Origin of the sequence: Methylophaga thalassica (assembly GCF_030159795.1) — a bacterium.
Classification (GTDB): domain Bacteria; phylum Pseudomonadota; class Gammaproteobacteria; order Nitrosococcales; family Methylophagaceae; genus Methylophaga; species Methylophaga thalassica.
This window is the reverse complement of the sequence record NZ_BSND01000003.1, coordinates 533,813-549,171: the sequence shown is the minus strand read 5'-3', so window position 1 is coordinate 549,171 and position 15,359 is coordinate 533,813. Positions and strand designations below refer to the sequence as shown.

The 15,359-nt window shown below is 47.8% G+C and carries 24 protein-coding genes; all 24 read right to left on the bottom strand.

Features of this window, described 5'->3' with window-relative positions:
* Entirely contained in the window at nt 1–606 is a 606-nt protein-coding gene (locus QQL60_RS02855; RefSeq protein ID WP_284722354.1) for a phage tail protein, read from the bottom strand.
* Nucleotides 606–1,784, bottom strand: a complete 1,179-nt coding sequence (locus QQL60_RS02850; RefSeq protein WP_284722353.1) for a baseplate J/gp47 family protein — start codon at nt 1,782–1,784, stop codon at nt 606–608. Before QQL60_RS02850 ends, QQL60_RS02855 begins: the two co-directional genes overlap by 1 nt.
* Nucleotides 1,784–2,107: a DUF2590 family protein gene (locus QQL60_RS02845; RefSeq protein WP_284722352.1), complete on the bottom strand. Its 324-nt coding sequence runs from the start codon at nt 2,105–2,107 to the stop codon at nt 1,784–1,786. The genes QQL60_RS02850 and QQL60_RS02845 overlap by 1 nt, the downstream gene beginning before the upstream one ends.
* A 1-nt stretch (nt 2,108) precedes the next feature.
* A complete protein-coding gene (locus tag QQL60_RS02840) occupies nt 2,109–3,956 on the bottom strand; it encodes a phage tail tape measure protein (protein ID WP_284722351.1) in 1,848 nt (615 codons plus the stop codon).
* Between the two features lie 4 nt (nt 3,957–3,960).
* Nucleotides 3,961–4,098, bottom strand: coding sequence for a DUF6890 family protein (locus QQL60_RS02835; RefSeq protein ID WP_379008360.1), 138 nt, complete (start codon nt 4,096–4,098; stop codon nt 3,961–3,963).
* A 20-nt stretch (nt 4,099–4,118) separates the two neighbouring features.
* Nucleotides 4,119–4,412 carry a putative phage tail assembly chaperone gene (locus QQL60_RS02830; RefSeq protein WP_284722350.1) on the bottom strand — a complete coding sequence of 98 codons (294 nt, stop codon included), beginning with the start codon at nt 4,410–4,412 and terminating at the stop codon, nt 4,119–4,121.
* Between the two features lie 3 nt (nt 4,413–4,415).
* A complete protein-coding gene (locus tag QQL60_RS02825; RefSeq protein ID WP_284722349.1) occupies nt 4,416–4,766 on the bottom strand; it encodes a phage holin family protein in 351 nt (116 codons plus the stop codon).
* Nucleotides 4,763–5,257, bottom strand: a complete 495-nt coding sequence (locus tag QQL60_RS02820; protein WP_284722348.1) for a hypothetical protein — start codon at nt 5,255–5,257, stop codon at nt 4,763–4,765. The genes QQL60_RS02825 and QQL60_RS02820 overlap by 4 nt, the downstream gene beginning before the upstream one ends.
* Nucleotides 5,254–5,841: a hypothetical protein gene (locus tag QQL60_RS02815; protein ID WP_284722347.1), complete on the bottom strand. Its 588-nt coding sequence runs from the start codon at nt 5,839–5,841 to the stop codon at nt 5,254–5,256. The genes QQL60_RS02820 and QQL60_RS02815 overlap by 4 nt, the downstream gene beginning before the upstream one ends.
* Entirely contained in the window at nt 5,838–6,047 is a 210-nt protein-coding gene (locus tag QQL60_RS02810) for a hypothetical protein (RefSeq protein ID WP_284722346.1), read from the bottom strand. The genes QQL60_RS02815 and QQL60_RS02810 overlap by 4 nt, the downstream gene beginning before the upstream one ends.
* Nucleotides 6,048–6,055: 8 nt before the next feature.
* Complete coding sequence (locus QQL60_RS02805) at nt 6,056–6,463, bottom strand: hypothetical protein (RefSeq protein ID WP_284722345.1); 408 nt, start codon at nt 6,461–6,463, stop codon at nt 6,056–6,058.
* A 5-nt stretch (nt 6,464–6,468) separates the two neighbouring features.
* Complete coding sequence (locus QQL60_RS02800) at nt 6,469–6,786, bottom strand: hypothetical protein (RefSeq protein WP_284722344.1); 318 nt, start codon at nt 6,784–6,786, stop codon at nt 6,469–6,471.
* Entirely contained in the window at nt 6,776–7,387 is a 612-nt protein-coding gene (locus QQL60_RS02795; RefSeq protein ID WP_284722343.1) for a hypothetical protein, read from the bottom strand. The genes QQL60_RS02800 and QQL60_RS02795 overlap by 11 nt, the downstream gene beginning before the upstream one ends.
* Nucleotides 7,387–8,145, bottom strand: a complete 759-nt coding sequence (locus QQL60_RS02790; RefSeq protein WP_284722342.1) for a LamG-like jellyroll fold domain-containing protein — start codon at nt 8,143–8,145, stop codon at nt 7,387–7,389. Before QQL60_RS02790 ends, QQL60_RS02795 begins: the two co-directional genes overlap by 1 nt.
* 1 nt (nt 8,146) lies before the next feature.
* A complete protein-coding gene (locus QQL60_RS02785; RefSeq protein ID WP_284722341.1) occupies nt 8,147–8,590 on the bottom strand; it encodes a hypothetical protein in 444 nt (147 codons plus the stop codon).
* Nucleotides 8,580–9,020: a hypothetical protein gene (locus QQL60_RS02780; protein WP_284722340.1), complete on the bottom strand. Its 441-nt coding sequence runs from the start codon at nt 9,018–9,020 to the stop codon at nt 8,580–8,582. The genes QQL60_RS02785 and QQL60_RS02780 overlap by 11 nt, the downstream gene beginning before the upstream one ends.
* Nucleotides 9,021–9,023: 3 nt before the next feature.
* Nucleotides 9,024–9,479 (bottom strand): phage protein, encoded by a 456-nt coding sequence (locus QQL60_RS02775; RefSeq protein WP_284722339.1) that lies wholly within the window; start codon nt 9,477–9,479, stop codon nt 9,024–9,026.
* Between the two features lie 11 nt (nt 9,480–9,490).
* Nucleotides 9,491–10,612 carry a DUF2586 domain-containing protein gene (locus QQL60_RS02770; protein ID WP_284722338.1) on the bottom strand — a complete coding sequence of 374 codons (1,122 nt, stop codon included), beginning with the start codon at nt 10,610–10,612 and terminating at the stop codon, nt 9,491–9,493.
* The gene (locus QQL60_RS02765; RefSeq protein WP_284722337.1) at nt 10,599–11,282 is read right to left on the bottom strand and encodes a phage virion morphogenesis family protein; all 684 of its coding nucleotides are present in this window, start codon (nt 11,280–11,282) and stop codon (nt 10,599–10,601) included. The genes QQL60_RS02770 and QQL60_RS02765 overlap by 14 nt, the downstream gene beginning before the upstream one ends.
* On the bottom strand, nt 11,279–11,731 hold the full coding sequence (locus tag QQL60_RS02760; RefSeq protein ID WP_284722336.1) for a phage tail protein: 453 nt from the start codon (nt 11,729–11,731) through the stop codon (nt 11,279–11,281). The genes QQL60_RS02765 and QQL60_RS02760 overlap by 4 nt, the downstream gene beginning before the upstream one ends.
* Nucleotides 11,731–12,231 (bottom strand): head completion/stabilization protein, encoded by a 501-nt coding sequence (locus QQL60_RS02755; protein WP_284722335.1) that lies wholly within the window; start codon nt 12,229–12,231, stop codon nt 11,731–11,733. Before QQL60_RS02755 ends, QQL60_RS02760 begins: the two co-directional genes overlap by 1 nt.
* Nucleotides 12,232–12,345: 114 nt before the next feature.
* Nucleotides 12,346–13,173: a phage terminase small subunit gene (gpM, locus tag QQL60_RS02750; RefSeq protein WP_284722334.1), complete on the bottom strand. Its 828-nt coding sequence runs from the start codon at nt 13,171–13,173 to the stop codon at nt 12,346–12,348.
* Between the two features lie 67 nt (nt 13,174–13,240).
* The gene (locus tag QQL60_RS02745; protein ID WP_284722333.1) at nt 13,241–14,272 is read right to left on the bottom strand and encodes a P2 family phage major capsid protein; all 1,032 of its coding nucleotides are present in this window, start codon (nt 14,270–14,272) and stop codon (nt 13,241–13,243) included.
* A gap of 28 nt (nt 14,273–14,300) precedes the next feature.
* On the bottom strand, nt 14,301–15,197 hold the full coding sequence (locus tag QQL60_RS02740; RefSeq protein ID WP_284722332.1) for a GPO family capsid scaffolding protein: 897 nt from the start codon (nt 15,195–15,197) through the stop codon (nt 14,301–14,303).
* Nucleotides 15,198–15,359: the final 162 nt, after the last annotated feature.

Sequence of the window (15,359 nt, the reverse complement as noted above, 5' to 3'; positions counted from 1 at the left end):
TTATAGTTTTGCAATGTCGAGCGACCAGGCGTGGCCTGTCGCGTTGTTTTCAATGGTGTTATCTACCCACCATGGCGCGATGGTTTGTATCGCGGTATCAAACCACCAGGTGTGCCCCGTCGCTTTCACACTTATGCCCGTTTTAATGGGCGTGATCACCGTCAGCTGGTAACGCCGGCAGGTGCGTCCGTACTTTTGAATGATGCGGTTTAACAGCTCATTATTTTCGGAAAGCTGGCTATCGGATAAATGCACCAGAATCACGTCCCAATCCACCGGATCGACGCGTTCTTCTATTTCCACATACCCAATGCCCAGGCGCTCAAAAATACGGATAAAACCGGCTTTGCTGCCAGCATCCTGGGCATTGATCAGGGCGTATTTCACCCGCTTTCGGTAAAGGTCTAATGGCTCAGTGGTAAAGCGTTCAATGTCACGCTGCCAGGCCAACAAATCGAGCATGCCAGGCGTACAGGTGAGCGGGTCCATTTGGTCCAGTGGCCAGCGTAGCCAGGCTTCAATTTTTGACCAGTAGTTAGTGGCTGCTTTGGTGAGTGCTTCGGTTTGCTCGGCACTAATCCAGAATGGCAGCTTAATATTCAGCATTATTCTGTCTCCTGGATGTTGACGATTAAGCTGGTTAAACGTGGTATCCAAAGCTCGGTCACAATGTCATCGAGTGAATAATCCACGCTATGAATGCCAGCAAACTTTTCATGTAATTCCCGGTCGAGATTGGAAAAGCTGAAGCGGCTGAAGGGTAAGGTCAGCGTGGGTGAAAACAGCGAATTTTCACGGAAAGCGGCATTCACAAAATCACGCACATTGTTTTTAAGCGTGGTCACGGCATCTGTGGCCAGCCCTTTTTTGTGCCAAACGGTCACAGTCAGCGACACGGTTTGCTCGGGCATTTGAAACACTTGCAAATCATCACCATGGCCGTGATTGCCCTCATCAGTGATATAGGTATTAATGTCTTCCAGGTATTGCGCTACCGGTGCAGCAAAGTCGAACAGCACAAACGCGTTGGCTGTGCCTGGTCCTCGTGGTGCGTCATGTTCAAACCAGATGGCATCGACCGTTACCCCTGGAAACTCTGAAATTAACGCCCGATACACACTATCGGTATGAAAATCTGAGGCGGTACCAAACTGATTTCGGGCTCGGTTTTTTAAATCGAGGTTACTTTCACGGTCCGCACCTGGTGAGGTGATCCAATCTGCCTCATTTCTCACCTGCACAATGTTGGCCATTGGTACCGGTAAAATGGAGTAATAACCAGCAGCCAGGTTAAATGCAGAACCTGCCTCCACGGCTTTAACAGGTACACGAACAGTGCTTAATCCCGCTAAAAAGCTGGTCGGTTGCGTGACTTTGACCTGATACACCTTGCCGTTTAATGTCGGCGTTTGAATGATGGTGTCTTTCGGTATGGTGACGCTGGTGCCAATTTCACCGCGAGTAAAGGTGATTTCACCTGTGGTGAAGGTTTCATCTTTTCTGGTCAGGTTGACCGCATCAGCCAGTAGCTCGACCGCCCAATCAAATACCGCTGTTTTTAAAAAGGCATTCGGCAATACCGTTTCAATTAAAAAGTTAATCATCCATAACACGGGCTTAGTGACTAAGGCCGTGATAACACGCCAGAACGGGCTATAGTCACTATCATTGCTGATGGTGCTGCCGGCATTGGTCACTTCTTCCTTCCAGGCCGCATTTAGTTCCGCTTCGGTGGTCGGTATGCCGGCATCAGAAACGATTTGTTTAAAATCCACATCGGCCATTAGCTTGTTACCTCAATGCTGGTGCTGCCATATTTGTATGTAGTGGCAGTGATAAAAAAGGTTTCGGTGTCGGTGCGGGTGATAGCAACGGTGCCAGGAATCAAGCGTTCGTCTGTTTCGATAAACAGCACAAGTTTCAGCATTTTTTCCTGAATTTTGCTGCTACTACGCTCGCCAATCATTTCCACAAGCAAGCCCGAGTCACGCACCATGTGCTTGATATCCTGAGTGATGCAGGCTTTGTCATAGATAAGCTGCGGCTCACCGGCAGCATCCAGGACCACATCATCATCAACAATCAATAAATCGACGTAATCTGCCATCTCAGCCACCCATAAACGCGAGTTCGTCACGCAGCGTGTTGCCGTTGACGCTTGGCCCGTAGTTATTCACCACCACATCACCGATGCTGCGTGTTTGCGAGTTGTTGGCATTGGTAATACGTTGCATCACCCCGCCTTGGCTGCTGAGTGATTTGTTGACATCCAGGCTTGGCGGTGGCGCGATAGGTTTGGGCGCTTCTGGCTTATTTGAGAGATCAATACCTAACCAATCAGCAAAGCCCGATATTTTGTCTGTTATCCACTCAAGACTTGTGCCTATGAAGGCGAAAGGATCAAGTGTGCCGAGCCAGTTTTTAAAACCAGCCCACCACTGTGGTAGTGCATCCCAGGCTGCTAATACACCGTCGATAAGTGAAACAACACCTATCCACTCTAAAAACTGGCTACCCCATTTCACTAAAGCGCCTGTCCATTGGTCCCAATAAATAATCGCTGCAGCTACAACAGCAATCAGTCCTGTAATAATGACAACCATCCAGGTGATCGGGCTTGTCAGGAGTGCAGCAGAGAAGCTAAATATGGATGGGATTAATTTCATAATTGACCAGCGTAATGCCGTGAAAATGAGTTTTAATCCTTTACCGGCAATTCCCCATCCAACTAGCATAAATTTATTTATACCAACGATAATGGATAAGGCTGAAATACTAGCGATAACGCCAAAAACCAGTAATGTAAGAAACCCGACCCATTTAGTGAGGTTGGGGAATAAATTTGACCATCTCAACATTCTCAATGCGATATCGCCAAATAGATTGAACACTGGTAATAACCAAGGAATAATCCCCCGTCCCAGTACTGTCTTTAGTGCATCCACTGAGGCTGAAGCAATTTTAAATGGATCGCTCATGTCTTTTGCCATCTGAATCGCTTTTTCTAAACCGGTTTGTTTCCCCAGCTCTTGAATATTGTTACTGAGCCCGCCCACATCGCTGGAGAGCAGCTTGATAAGCGAAACGGCTTCTTTGGTGCCAAACGCTTTTTGCAGCATGTCGGATTCTGCAACGGTATCAATCTCGCCAAACTTGCCTTTAATCGCGTTGAGAATATCGACCATCGGCAGCATGCGGCCCTGGCTATCGGTAAACTGTAGCCCCAATGCCTCTTGTGCTTTACCCACGCCAGATAAAAACGCGCGATATTTTGTGGCCGACTCAGAACCGGACATAGTGGATTGCAACTGACCGAGTATGGCCATTTGCTCATTCATCGCAATACCATGGCTGGTTGCTTCTGCGCCCAGGTTGCCAAAGGCGGCTGACATTTCAGTACCGGTGGTTTTAAATATCTGCACCGCAGCCGCTGTTTGGCCTGCCAGCATTTCTACCCACTGCCCCCTACCCATCTGGTCGGCGCCATTTTTGAAAATGCCGTACATGGTGCCGACGTAATCGGTGATGGTGGCCGCGTCGGATTTAGTGCCTTTGGCCAAAATATTACTGGCATTGGTAAAGGTGGTTAACTCATCCCCCACCAGACCGCTAATAGCCGATTGAATGTCATACGAGCTACGCACGAAGTCAGCCGCCGATTCGCCATATTGCATGCTGAATTTCAGCGAGGTGGATGTGAGTTGCTTTAACGTTTTATCAGCAACACCTAGTGATTTCACCTCACCTAATGCCCTGTTCATTTCTTTGGCAGGTGTTAGCAAATTATCCAGGGCCGCACCGGCACCCCATATCCCCGCCGCGCCATAGCCGATTTTTTTATAACCGTCTTGCACCTTGGTCGTCATGGTGTCCATGCTTTTCATGATCTTGCCGGCAGGGCCAGAAGCCATGTCGGTCAGTTTCACAATAAAATCGAGGTGTTGTAATGCGTTCACGTTGCTATAAAGCCTTTTGAATGCCTGCTGCGACAGCGTTGCTCATGTTTTCCCAATAGCGTTTTTCCAGATATATCGCTTCGCCCATGGTGTCTTCATTAATTGGTTGCCCGGGCAACCAGTGATGCACCAGGCATAACACCTGGTGCAATCCGTTTTCTTCTATTCGCTTTGCGATGTGCTCGGCTTTCCCAGCGAAACTTTCACCGCGCCGGAAAACTGTTTATTCAATTCACCGGCAATGTTGATGCATAAAAAGCCGTTCGGTTTGCCATCAATCAGCACGACTTTTTTCAGATCGTCTTTTTGCTCTGGTTTCACGGTTTGCATTAGCAAGTTGTAGCTAGGTGCGACTTTGTCTTGTGCATCAATTGAGTTGATATAACGGTTGGCATCATCCACGGCGATATCAAAATCAAACGGCTTGTCATCGAGTGTGAGCGTAGTTAAAGGCATGGTTTATTCCTCGTTTTTAGTTTTAGAAAGTTGTTTTTTGAAAACGTATTTTTCGTACCACTTCTGCAGGCCTTCTTCGAGCATGAAAATCAGCCGTGAGCCCATGTGGCCAGAAACAGCAATCATGGCCGCAGCCAGCATCGGTGGAATCTTGGCGGCTTCACATAAAAAGAAGGTGATAAGCCCTGCAAATGCCGATGTTACAATCTCCCCGACCAATTCTGTAATCGAAAAGCGTGCAATCTTGCCCATGCGACGTTTGCGGATATAGCTCACCACACCGCCCATAATCGAAAGTAGAAACACCCACGAATAGGTAATTAATGGATAGGCCGTTGGGTCTTTCTCGATCATTCGTTCTTTTCCTTCTTTTCCACGGAGTGAAACCAATCCATTAAGGCGTTGCATTGGTTTTTTGCCTTGTTGTACTGCTTGATGGTGACGAGTCCATAGTCGATGAGATCGGCTTCTGTAATGGTGGAAGGTCGGGTATCGGTATCAGCATCGACACTGGTGGTTTCGGGCATCTCGTCACGGGCGGCACTGTTGAACAACCGCACAGTGCCATTAGACAGATTGCAATCACTGTCTTTTTGCTGAATAACCGGCACATACTTTGGCACCTCTTTGGTAATGGTTTTGTAAACAATCTCGGTCTTTTTTTGCTTTTCAATCAGCTCCAGTTCCTGCTGACGGTCTTTTTCGTATTGTTCGTCAGCATCTTCCAGGGCTTTGGATATCGCTTTGGCCATTTCAGCCTGCACGCCCCTATCGCGGTAGTCGTAGCCCACAAAAAAGCTGGCAGAACAGCTTGCTGCAAATACTGCGATAATCAGCCAGTTCATAGCTGTTCTTCCGTGAGCAGCGTGTAGCTAAACGATGGTCCATACATCGATGCTGATTTCTTGGCCAAAGCCATTAACAAATCAAAATCACATGGATCAGCCAACACCTGGCAGCCGGCAGACCATTTATCCACCTGCAGCGAGATGTTATTCACGCCGGCACGGTGCAAATTAATGCCGAATAAACCTTCATCAATGCTGGTTTCGTCCATATCCAAGCCGGCATCTTGATCATTGTCTCGATAGACCTTCATCGGTTTACGTTGAACCAGGGCGTTGTATTTCGCCTGATGAGGGCCAATCTGCCACACCCCCCGATAATGACCAGGCACGACAATGGCGGTACCTTCCACATTGAGCGGGTTTTTACGGTAAAACAGACCAGGATCGGTCGTCGCTGGGAACACATGCATCACTTGCTTTTTGTCCAGCTCATACAGCACCACAATCACATCATTAAACGTGTTGGCATCCGTATCATTGCTACGCACACCGATGATATTGAGGTTGTAATCACCCTTAAAAAACGGGTAATCGTGCTTTTTCAGGGCATCAGTGATGGTCTTGGTGTTGAAGCTTTTCATGCGTCTTCCTCAGACTCGATGCTGCTGACTTCAACCAACTGCACATCACGGCCTAACAGCTTGCTGACGCGTTGTTGTTCCAGTTTTTGAGCTAACACCGCTTGTGCCGAGATAGCCTGTTCACGAATGACCTGGCGTTGTTTTGTTAAGTCCTGGATAGTGACTTCCAGCTCGTTGATGCTCATGTCTTTTAATGCTTTGGCCATATCGTCACCTATAGTTTGAAAATTTTATTCACGCCGGCATCCCAATTCAGGTTGATATCGCCGCCATTGGGTAAAATGGGTAAATCAGCACTTTCATCGTTGTAAGCAATCAAACGCGAGGTCGCTTCGTTGCCTGTGTCCTGGTACAAAGCAATCGCTTCAATATCTGCACCGGTGACTTCCTGAAACACCACATTCGCTGCACCAGCCACGCCCAATGCTTTGGTTTTACTGGTCAGTGCATCACTAATAGATACACGCGCTGCAGCGGGGATATCCGCCAGAAATTCATCGGCATCAATGCTCACGCTGTAATTGGCCACATCGATGGCCACCACTTTGATGATGTCGGCATCCCAATCGATGTCGCCGCCTAGAAAACCTTCACGGCCTTTGCCGTATAAACTTGCTGTCATAACGTTTACCGCCTAACTTTTGCTTGAATTAACTGTTCCCAAGTGGCGGTGAGTCCTTCGCCCTGGGCCACGATGTGTAATTTGTAACGCTTGCCTTCTTCTAAGGGTGTCTCTGGTGCTAATAACGCCCGATAGCAACCGTCTGATTCCTCAACGTAATGCAGCGTGATGGCATCCGGTGTTACCACCGATACGCCTTTTGATGTGTGCAACGTGGCTACCACATTGGCTGTGTTGATGTATTCATCTGTAAAGACGTTACGCAGCCCACGAAGCTCAATCGTGTTGGAATTAGCCAGCAGGAAAACATTCTCAGTGGCCAAGGTTCACCTCCACCACGCCTAAAAGCGCTGGGCCTGTGAAAATGTCGGCGTTCATGTAGCCTGTGATTCTCGATCCACCTTTTATGCTGATAGCACCGAACGTTTCAGCCGTTTCTATGCTGCTTAGCCTTAAAACATGGTTCACATTTTCAATATTGAACGGCTGCACCTGCTCACCAGGTGTAATGCCTGGCACGCTGAAATTGACCAACCCCGTTGAAAAGTGAATATCACCCAGCACTGATGACTCGCTGATAAAGGCAGCCGAGAAACTAACAGCGCCAGGTGATAACACAGGTAAACCCACAAACTCTTCAGAAGGAATGGCCACAAGAGAGACCGTCGAGCCGCCAACAGAGAAAGTGGGATTCGGCACCATGGCATCCCCCTCGATGCCAGGCATAGAAAACGACACCGCACCAGGTAACAATTCGATATCACCCAAGGCTGATTGACTGAGGATTGATGACAAGGCCAGAGAAACGGGACCAGGTGAAAGCGTGATCACCCCCATTGATTCCTCAGAACCGATACTGTTCATGCTGAATGATTGAGTCGGTGCCGGCGTGTTGGTTTGTCTAATCCAGAGAGGCGATAGCATTACGCAGCCTCCAGAAATTGGTAAGGATTTATGTGTAGTGCCTGAACTTCGTCATCAGCCAACCTTCTATCGAAGATATACAGATAATGAAGCTCACCATTGATAGTTGAGGTTAATGTTGAAGTCAGGTGCCCCAGATAACCTTCATTTATGCTTGTGGATACAGGAGCTAAATCAGCAGTTATAACAATGCCATCCTGTTTTCCATTGATACAACAGTCGGCTGAATTTTCATCCTGCCTACACACAATGTTGTAATATCTATTCGCCTCAATGCTGTTTTCACTCGAATGCACTCGGCTAGTAGGCCCTGTATTTGTTGCTGTCCCATGCTCAAAAGCTAAACAGTTGTTAACCCCTGAATTAAACTCGTTATCATCAACCCAAACGGCTATAGTATTAGCCGACCTAAATACCCCACTATCTACGCCCATTGCGAAAATCATATTATTCCCGTCAACAGCACGTGGTTTAACGCCAATGCAGATTGAATATTCAGACTTACCCTTCAACCACTCGACATCTTTAAAAACGTCGTATTGATTGCCTTCCGAAGTTCCACCCGTAAAATTCACTAAACCGTTTTCGTATTTTGGCGTTTCCCCTTTATTCTTGAAGGAACTGCACAGTACTAATATATTCCGTAAGCCTTTTGATAAAGGATGATTCCAGTTCACTCTCACAGGCACAGTCGGCTTGCGCCCTGGATAGAAAAGCTCAGGCACTGTAATTCTGTTATCGGGTAGATAAACGCTCACGCTATGCCTTCCCGTTCCATGTCCAAGGGGTTAACGTCAGCACCGTGGTGCCACTTGTGGCCACACCAGAATCGTTCTTGATGTAAAACTCACAGTCATCGCTGATAGTAATGCCAGGCAATGAAATAAATTGCTGCGTCCCCACTGCATTCAAAGGGAATGAGCCAAGATAAATGTGGGGAAAGTTATCACCAGGCACTGGCGCGTGATTAGTGCCTTTGATGTTTTTATCACGGCGGTACAGATGCACCGATTTGCCACTGGCGGCCAGTGTTGGCAACGTGATATCCAAAACGGCATCCGCAAACCGGACCTTATCGGTTAGCACCAAAGCGGTGGTTTGTGCTTCTGTGCTGTAGGCACCGTTTACTATCGATGCCGCTGCATTAATCGCCGTATGCTCGGCTTGCTTTTCAACAATCGCTGCAGAGGTATTAATCGTCATGATTCAGTCTCACAAATGCCACGTTTTGAGCAGTAATAACCGGCAACCCGACTGACTCGGCAGGGCTAACCAGGTGTTCGCCTAGTGATTTGATGTTGGTGGCTTCTTGCTGAGTAATCACGTTATTGACGGCAAGATCATCCAGTTGAAAACGCACACTATCCAAAGCGACATCGATGCCGCCCTGGACGGGACTCATCATCTCCAATGTTTTCGCCAGTAAAGATGAAGCTGCAGCGGCTGTTTCAAGCTTGGTTAAAATATCAGTGGCTGCTTGTGGCCCTAGCTTTTCCATCAATGTGCGTGTAGTGATAAACGTTTGCTTCAGTTGGGTGACTGATGGTGAGTTGCACCAATCAGCCACAACCTGATCATCCGTCTCACTGCCAGGCATCATCGCTATCACTGTTTTGAGTAGTGAAAAGTCCATGCGTTAAACCTGCAAGTCTCGTGTATCGTCTTCACTCAGATACGGCACGCCGTTAATGCGTACAAAGTCTGAGCTGGTGACATCAAACGGCACTTTGTGCTTGGTTTTCTCGCCACCTTTTGGGTCGATGTTGAGCAGATCAGAGATTTTCACTCGGCAGCCAAACAGCTCGAACTTCTGAGATTCATCCAGGGCTTTACCTGTTGAAATAATGTCGAAGGTGTCCATACCTCTCCAGCTGCCTGCTGATTTGGCTGTTTCCACCATCAAGTTAAAGTTACGGCTATCAAGCTCAATTTCACCAGAGCAAGAGACATCACCGTCCACATATCCATCAGGCACGCCATTGGTATAGGTGGCGGCGCTGTTGTCAGTAATCGTCGCCGTGAAGCTTTCAGCATGTATCAATAAATCGCTGAACATAAAGTCAAAGTTTTGACCGGATAAACGTTTAGACACGGGTTAGTCTCCTATGCAGTTGGATCAGATAAATCCAACACAATGTTGGCGGTGATTTCTTTCGGAATTTCAAAAGGCCGTGCTTTCATAAACACTTCCACCTTTTCGCGAGTAATCCAGGTGATCACAATGTCACCCTCAACCGGCGGCTTTAATTCAGCAGGAAAAGGAATGCCCTGGAACACCGTCGACTTGCTCATTTCACGTAGTGGTCGCATAAGCTTATTAATCGCCCAAGCTTCACCGGTGGGTGTGGAGTTGAAACGGCGGTTACCAATCAAGCCAATTAACACCAGGCGAACAGCCCGCGCGGCTTTATCGACAACACGTAGGTTTTCCAGCACTTGATAATCACCCGCTGGGGCATCCAGCGTTTGAGCATCCGACCAGAACACGCCAGGGTAATCAGGGAAAAACGATGGCACTGAGAAGCGTTGGTCATTCAACGCTTTGGCATGGGCCATGTTGTAACGCACACCGTCTTTATCCACGGGCAAGGTGGTTTGGTCCTGTCCCACTAATGGGCCGGTTTCGACGCGCATCGGTGTGTCGGCTACGCTCACACCTGAGTTACATAAACGGCCTGCGATAATGCCAACGGCATCATCGAAAATATAAGGCACGGGAGACACACGATCAGCAGAAAGGGTGTCAGTTAAATCATTTATCGCTGTGATGTACTCTGACCAGGATTCGGTTTCGCTATCAATGGCACGCGCTGCACCAATGAAGAAAACACGACGACCGTATTGCGCCATGATGTTGACTGCCTTAGTTTGCATGGCTGTATAGTCAGATGCTTGATTCACAGGCGTACAAATGACAATGCCTTCAACCTTCACATTTTCATTCATGGCCATATCAACCACGGGGTCCCAAAGCGCACCATTAGCTACTGGTGCAGCCACAGCCGCCCAGTTTTCACCGGCATTTTGTCTGGCTGCAATGAGTTGTCGCTTTAGCTCTGAATCGGCTTCGCCAAGTTCAACATCTAAATCGCTATCGGTATTAAGGAATAACAATTCACCAACATTGGTCGCTGCCACACCGATAAACAGCAAATACTTCTCGACCGTTGGGAATGGGCCTTGCTGTAAATTGAGCGCATTGACCGTAATTTTAGGTAACGCCACGGGCTATCTCCTGCTTAATTTGTTTAAAAATGGCATCAATGTACTGCCTGATTTCGGCCTTGGTTGCCCCTAAAAATGAGCGTGCCGGCAGCGTGGTTTTCCATGATGTTTTTGGGCTTTCGCCTGCTTGCTCACGTAACTGACGCAACAACGAACCGGCCTGGCCAATGGTGAGGTTTTGCATTACCCACTTTTGGCTTGGCTTTTTGCCGTTCTTTGATTTGCGTTTGTTAATGGTGAAGCCGGCCTCACGTAAGGCGCGTGCCTGGTCGCGTGTGGCTGGGCTGTCTTGGTTTTTTGTACCGTTTCTTTTCAGTGAGCGTGCGGTGACTCTTTGTGTGTAACCATGCTGTTGCTTGGCTGCAATACGAGCGGATGAGCGTTTATAAAAACCGACCACGGCCTCAGTGCCATCAGCGCGGATAACTTTGAGCTGACGGGCGAGTTTCAGCAGCATTTTGCTGCCGCCACGTTTCTTTTTGGCGCGTGCTGGATAACTCTGGCCAGACAGATCCGTTTGTGTGCGAACTCGTCGTTTGCTGTCAGATATGACCTTTTTCCCCACTCTCGCCAATAAACGACGGCGAAGCTTTGTTGGCATACCGAGTATTTCAATCTGCTGCTTAAGTGTCATCAGACCAGTGACTTGAATATTTAAAGCGGGATTCATGTTGTCACCTCACCTTCCAGGGCATAATCAATACGCACCGGTGCCAGGCGATAACGTTCACCGTTTAACCGTAGTGGTCCGGCTGCATCCTGGATGATTTCCACGTCTTCAACAAAATCGATGTTGATTTCTAAATCAGCAGTCTGGTTATCCAGAATATCGATGTCGGTTTCAGGTGGATCAAGCGCTAACTCTTCGCGTAAATCGTCGTTATCCATTAACCAGGCAATCACATGGCCGAATAACAGCTCGGCGGGATGCTCCTGGTGTGGGAAACGCTCAATGACGATGGCCGCAGTGTAATGCAGGCGAAACAACACCATGCCGTCGTTGCCCATATCTTTGGCCACACCGACGAATCGGGCATTTTCTGCCCAGGCATCGATATTTTCTGCTGCGACCATGTTCAGGTTTAGCAAGTAGTCTGTGATGGCTTGTAACTTCTTCATTACAGCAGCACCGCGTGAAAACCATGCGTTTTCATTTTGGGGTTATCAGGAAAAAACGTATTCCAGAGCGATGCAATGGATGACTGGCTTTCATCTAGCCAGAATTTTTCGGTTTGCTCGGATTCTTTGGCCTGATTTTCAGCTATTTCTCGGCGGTTCATGCTGATGAACTGTTGCAATAAATACGCTTTGGCGCGGCTATAGACCGCCGCTTCATAGTGAACCAGTAATAATTCACTACTCACCACGGGTGATGAGTTAGCCGTCAGGTAGCTTTCAAAGTCAGCATAACCGAGCGTTAAAAGGTGTTGTTTTACAGGGTCCAGCGTTTCATTGACACGCACGACGGCCAAGCTTAAACCTGTGCTGATCGTGTCGTCTGCAATATCTGAAGGCACACGGTATTTGCTCACCAAATCAGCCGTAGACACATCAGGCCACCACCCATCATTGGTGATGGGTGATGCGTTTGCTAGTGATGGTTTTCCCGTTAAACTCATGCGAACCCTGTGTTATGTAAGGTGCCGGAACAAAACACGAACCACACCTGATACAGCGTTGGAGTGCTTCGTTTTTTGCCCTGCCCCGGCGGTGGAGCCTGTAAAGCGGCTGAATTATTTAGTTTCAGCAGCGGCTTGTTCTAACTTCTCAATTTCCTTGAGTGCTTTATTCATTAATGTTTTGGTGCCATGCCCTTCTGGGTTGACCTTTTGTGTCGCTTCACACCATGACACGCAGGCTTTAAAGTCACCTTTCAGGAAGGCATTCTTGGCCATCATGTTCAGCATTTTGCTTTTCACTGGCATCGCCAGTTCCCACTTCGCATCCAGTAGCACTTTCACCAAGTTATCCAGGTACGGGCTGGCTGTTTTCTCTTCCTTGATTTGTGCACTAGCCCAGTCATAGGTGTAATCACAAATGAACGTTTCCATCGTGCTGCTAAAGCCATGCGGCATGGGTTGCTTTTGCGTTTTCACCAGATAAAAGCCCAGGTGTAAGCCTTGCTCGATATCACCGATATCGAATAACCAGACCATCATCATCACGGCCACGCTGTTCGGGTAGTCGTGGCCATTGGCCATGTAATCTTCAACAAACGGCATATAGTTCGGCAGCAGCTGACGTTTCATCGCTGCTTTATCTTCCAGTGTGTCTTTGGTGCTTAAACGCTGAACATCGGTCTGTAATGCCGCTTGGTATTGTTCAAGCAGGTTTTTGTTTAATGGCACAGACGCGGTCAGGTTTTGAATACCATCGGGTCCGATAGTGGCCACAACTGATTCATCAGCACTTGGCGCGACATCCACCCCAATTACGGAAGCTTGTTGTGCCAGCTTTTTGGCTTGGAACTTACTGACACGCTGGTCTGTTTTTGGCTTGGTAGGTTGTGGTTCACCACCCTGATCAGCACGTCGCGCTTTTAATTTTTTAATTAAACTCATATTGGCTCCTGTTTATCCCAGGTAGGCTCACCTACCTGGGAACAGTGGTTGCATTGCTTCAGGGTTGTTATGCAGCAGGTGGTAATTCAATACCTTCAATAAAGGCGGCCATTTCTTCATCCTCAACCACGTAACCTTGATTGGCTGAGTTAAAGTCCTGAACCTCGTCTTTCTCTGGCTTGTCTTTTTGTATACGACGGATTGAACTATCCTGGATATAAATGGATAAGTTACTCAGCGGTGTAACTTTTACGATGCCACTAGGGAAGAAAGGTGGAGTAATTGTTGGCAAACCACCATAAGCCCGAGTGATTCGACCAGAAAGCATGGCTTTTTCAGTCGGTGTATTACCATTTACTTCGTAATAGGTTTCTTCTTGAGCAGAGAGAAGATCACCGCTAACCAACGCTACCAAGTCATCACGATTACGGTGATATACAGGCAACATCATTTTGGCTTCATGCACCAATACATCGAGGTTTTTCGCGTCGCCTGATCCCAGGACGAGTTCACTAGCTGAAGCAGCATAATGTTGTGAACCGCTGTTAAAATCCCGAAGAATTTGCAGCCAGCCGATATTTAAATCTTCTAGGTTTGGATTACTGCCAAGGTTGGTTGTTCCAGCAGCTGATGTGCCATGCCAACCGACCGTCAGCATATCGTTGCCCATTGCCTGACGCACAAGGCGAATATATCGTTCAGCGAAGTCTGGGAACTTGGCCCAACTATCAATTTTTGAATACTTTAATGCCACATCAAATTGGGTAGGGAAAAGCTCATACCCCTTTGGGTCTGTGTTTGAAAGATGTTTAGGTGTTCTTTCGCCGGCGCCATTTGTATCGGTACGGCTGGCTACGCGACCAGTTAGCTCCAGGCCAACTTTCTCACCCTTGATTTCACCAACCATCACCGCGGCATTGATTAGACGTAGAAACTGGTTACCATCTTCAACAACTTTGTTGTAAATCGTCTGGGCCACGCTTGGTGTGGCGGCATAGTGTTGACCAGCAGAGGGGTTTCCAGGTTGAACACCAAAAGCTCGTGCTGTGTTCACAAAATGAAGGTCTAACGCTTGGCGGCCTTGTTCAGATAAATTCATCTCTATGTTCCTTAACTTTTAATATCGATTACACGTAATGGCTTGCATTGAAGCCATCGCCGTCATGCTCGCCGCCCGGCGTGCCTGGTTGTTCTTTCAGCGCGGCTTTGAACTGTTTGGTCAGCTCATCAAACTTGGTTTGCAGTTTGTTAAAGGCTTCAGCATCCACCGCTGAAGCTTGCTCGCCACCTTTTTCGCTGGCTTTGGCATCCTTCAGTTCTTTAATTTCTGCTTCTAGTGCTGCAAAGCGTTCAGCGGTGATTTCCAGCGTTGCCGGTTCGCCGTTTGGCTTGCCATCACCTTCTGGTTTGCCGTCTAGCTGTTGTTTAAATGCAGCTAATGACTCACTTAAACCTGTCATTAAAGCCGTCAGTTTTTCTGCGGTTTTCTTATCCATGTCGCCCTCGTCGGATTTGTCTTTGGTAAATAAACGTGTAAACCAACGCGGGGGCTGGTCGTCGTTGTGTGAATCGTTGAAGTTGTGAGTCTCGTTCTCGACGAACTCACCTAAGATGATGGTTTGGTCTTTGTTCGCGGTGAATCGCATTTCAGACGTGGCTACTGATGCCGGCGTGTCTGTTGCAGCAAGACCAGATAGATAAAACTTGCCGGTGTCTCTGAAGTTAGGCATTAACTCCATTGAGGTGTGGAGACGCTGCCCTGATCTAGCTGTTGATTGATAAATCTCATTCGGGGCAATTTGAGCGTAAAGGTCGACGCCACCTTCTGAGTTATCTTCGGCTCTGACAGCAACCACGCTGCCCATGCTGTACATACGAATATGATCGGGCCAGATTTTCGCCTGGTATAACTCTGGGTCATACGTTTCAGCCGCATCTCGTAACCATTGCGGATCAATATCTCGACCATCGATGGTTTTGCCGCTTCGGCCTATGCGTACCCACTCTGTTTTTAACTTAGCCATTCATCACCTGGTAACACCTTAGTTTTTCAGTTTTCGTGCTTGGTTGATGAAAATATTAGGTGTTAAAAAAGGCTGATTCAACGCTTTTGGTTTGGCTAAATTCCGATAAGTAAACACTAGGAAAGTTAAGGACTTAGTTCGCTTTTTTTGTGTGTTTTGGCA

Coding starts and splice junctions, on each gene's coding strand:
- QQL60_RS02855 (WP_284722354.1), bottom strand. CDS start 606: ATGCTGAATATTAAGCTGCCATTCTGGATTAGTGCCGAGCAAACCGAA.
- QQL60_RS02850 (WP_284722353.1), bottom strand. CDS start 1,784: ATGGCCGATGTGGATTTTAAACAAATCGTTTCTGATGCCGGCATACCG.
- QQL60_RS02845 (WP_284722352.1), bottom strand. CDS start 2,107: ATGGCAGATTACGTCGATTTATTGATTGTTGATGATGATGTGGTCCTG.
- QQL60_RS02830 (WP_284722350.1), bottom strand. CDS start 4,412: ATGCCTTTAACTACGCTCACACTCGATGACAAGCCGTTTGATTTTGAT.
- QQL60_RS02825 (WP_284722349.1), bottom strand. CDS start 4,766: ATGATCGAGAAAGACCCAACGGCCTATCCATTAATTACCTATTCGTGG.
- QQL60_RS02820 (WP_284722348.1), bottom strand. CDS start 5,257: ATGAACTGGCTGATTATCGCAGTATTTGCAGCAAGCTGTTCTGCCAGC.
- QQL60_RS02815 (WP_284722347.1), bottom strand. CDS start 5,841: ATGAAAAGCTTCAACACCAAGACCATCACTGATGCCCTGAAAAAGCAC.
- QQL60_RS02810 (WP_284722346.1), bottom strand. CDS start 6,047: ATGGCCAAAGCATTAAAAGACATGAGCATCAACGAGCTGGAAGTCACT.
- QQL60_RS02805 (WP_284722345.1), bottom strand. CDS start 6,463: ATGACAGCAAGTTTATACGGCAAAGGCCGTGAAGGTTTTCTAGGCGGC.
- QQL60_RS02795 (WP_284722343.1), bottom strand. CDS start 7,387: ATGCTATCGCCTCTCTGGATTAGACAAACCAACACGCCGGCACCGACT.
- QQL60_RS02785 (WP_284722341.1), bottom strand. CDS start 8,590: ATGACGATTAATACCTCTGCAGCGATTGTTGAAAAGCAAGCCGAGCAT.
- QQL60_RS02780 (WP_284722340.1), bottom strand. CDS start 9,020: ATGGACTTTTCACTACTCAAAACAGTGATAGCGATGATGCCTGGCAGT.
- QQL60_RS02765 (WP_284722337.1), bottom strand. CDS start 11,282: ATGAATCCCGCTTTAAATATTCAAGTCACTGGTCTGATGACACTTAAG.
- QQL60_RS02760 (WP_284722336.1), bottom strand. CDS start 11,731: ATGAAGAAGTTACAAGCCATCACAGACTACTTGCTAAACCTGAACATG.
- QQL60_RS02755 (WP_284722335.1), bottom strand. CDS start 12,231: ATGAGTTTAACGGGAAAACCATCACTAGCAAACGCATCACCCATCACC.
- gpM (WP_284722334.1), bottom strand. CDS start 13,173: ATGAGTTTAATTAAAAAATTAAAAGCGCGACGTGCTGATCAGGGTGGT.
- QQL60_RS02745 (WP_284722333.1), bottom strand. CDS start 14,272: ATGAATTTATCTGAACAAGGCCGCCAAGCGTTAGACCTTCATTTTGTG.
- QQL60_RS02740 (WP_284722332.1), bottom strand. CDS start 15,197: ATGGCTAAGTTAAAAACAGAGTGGGTACGCATAGGCCGAAGCGGCAAA.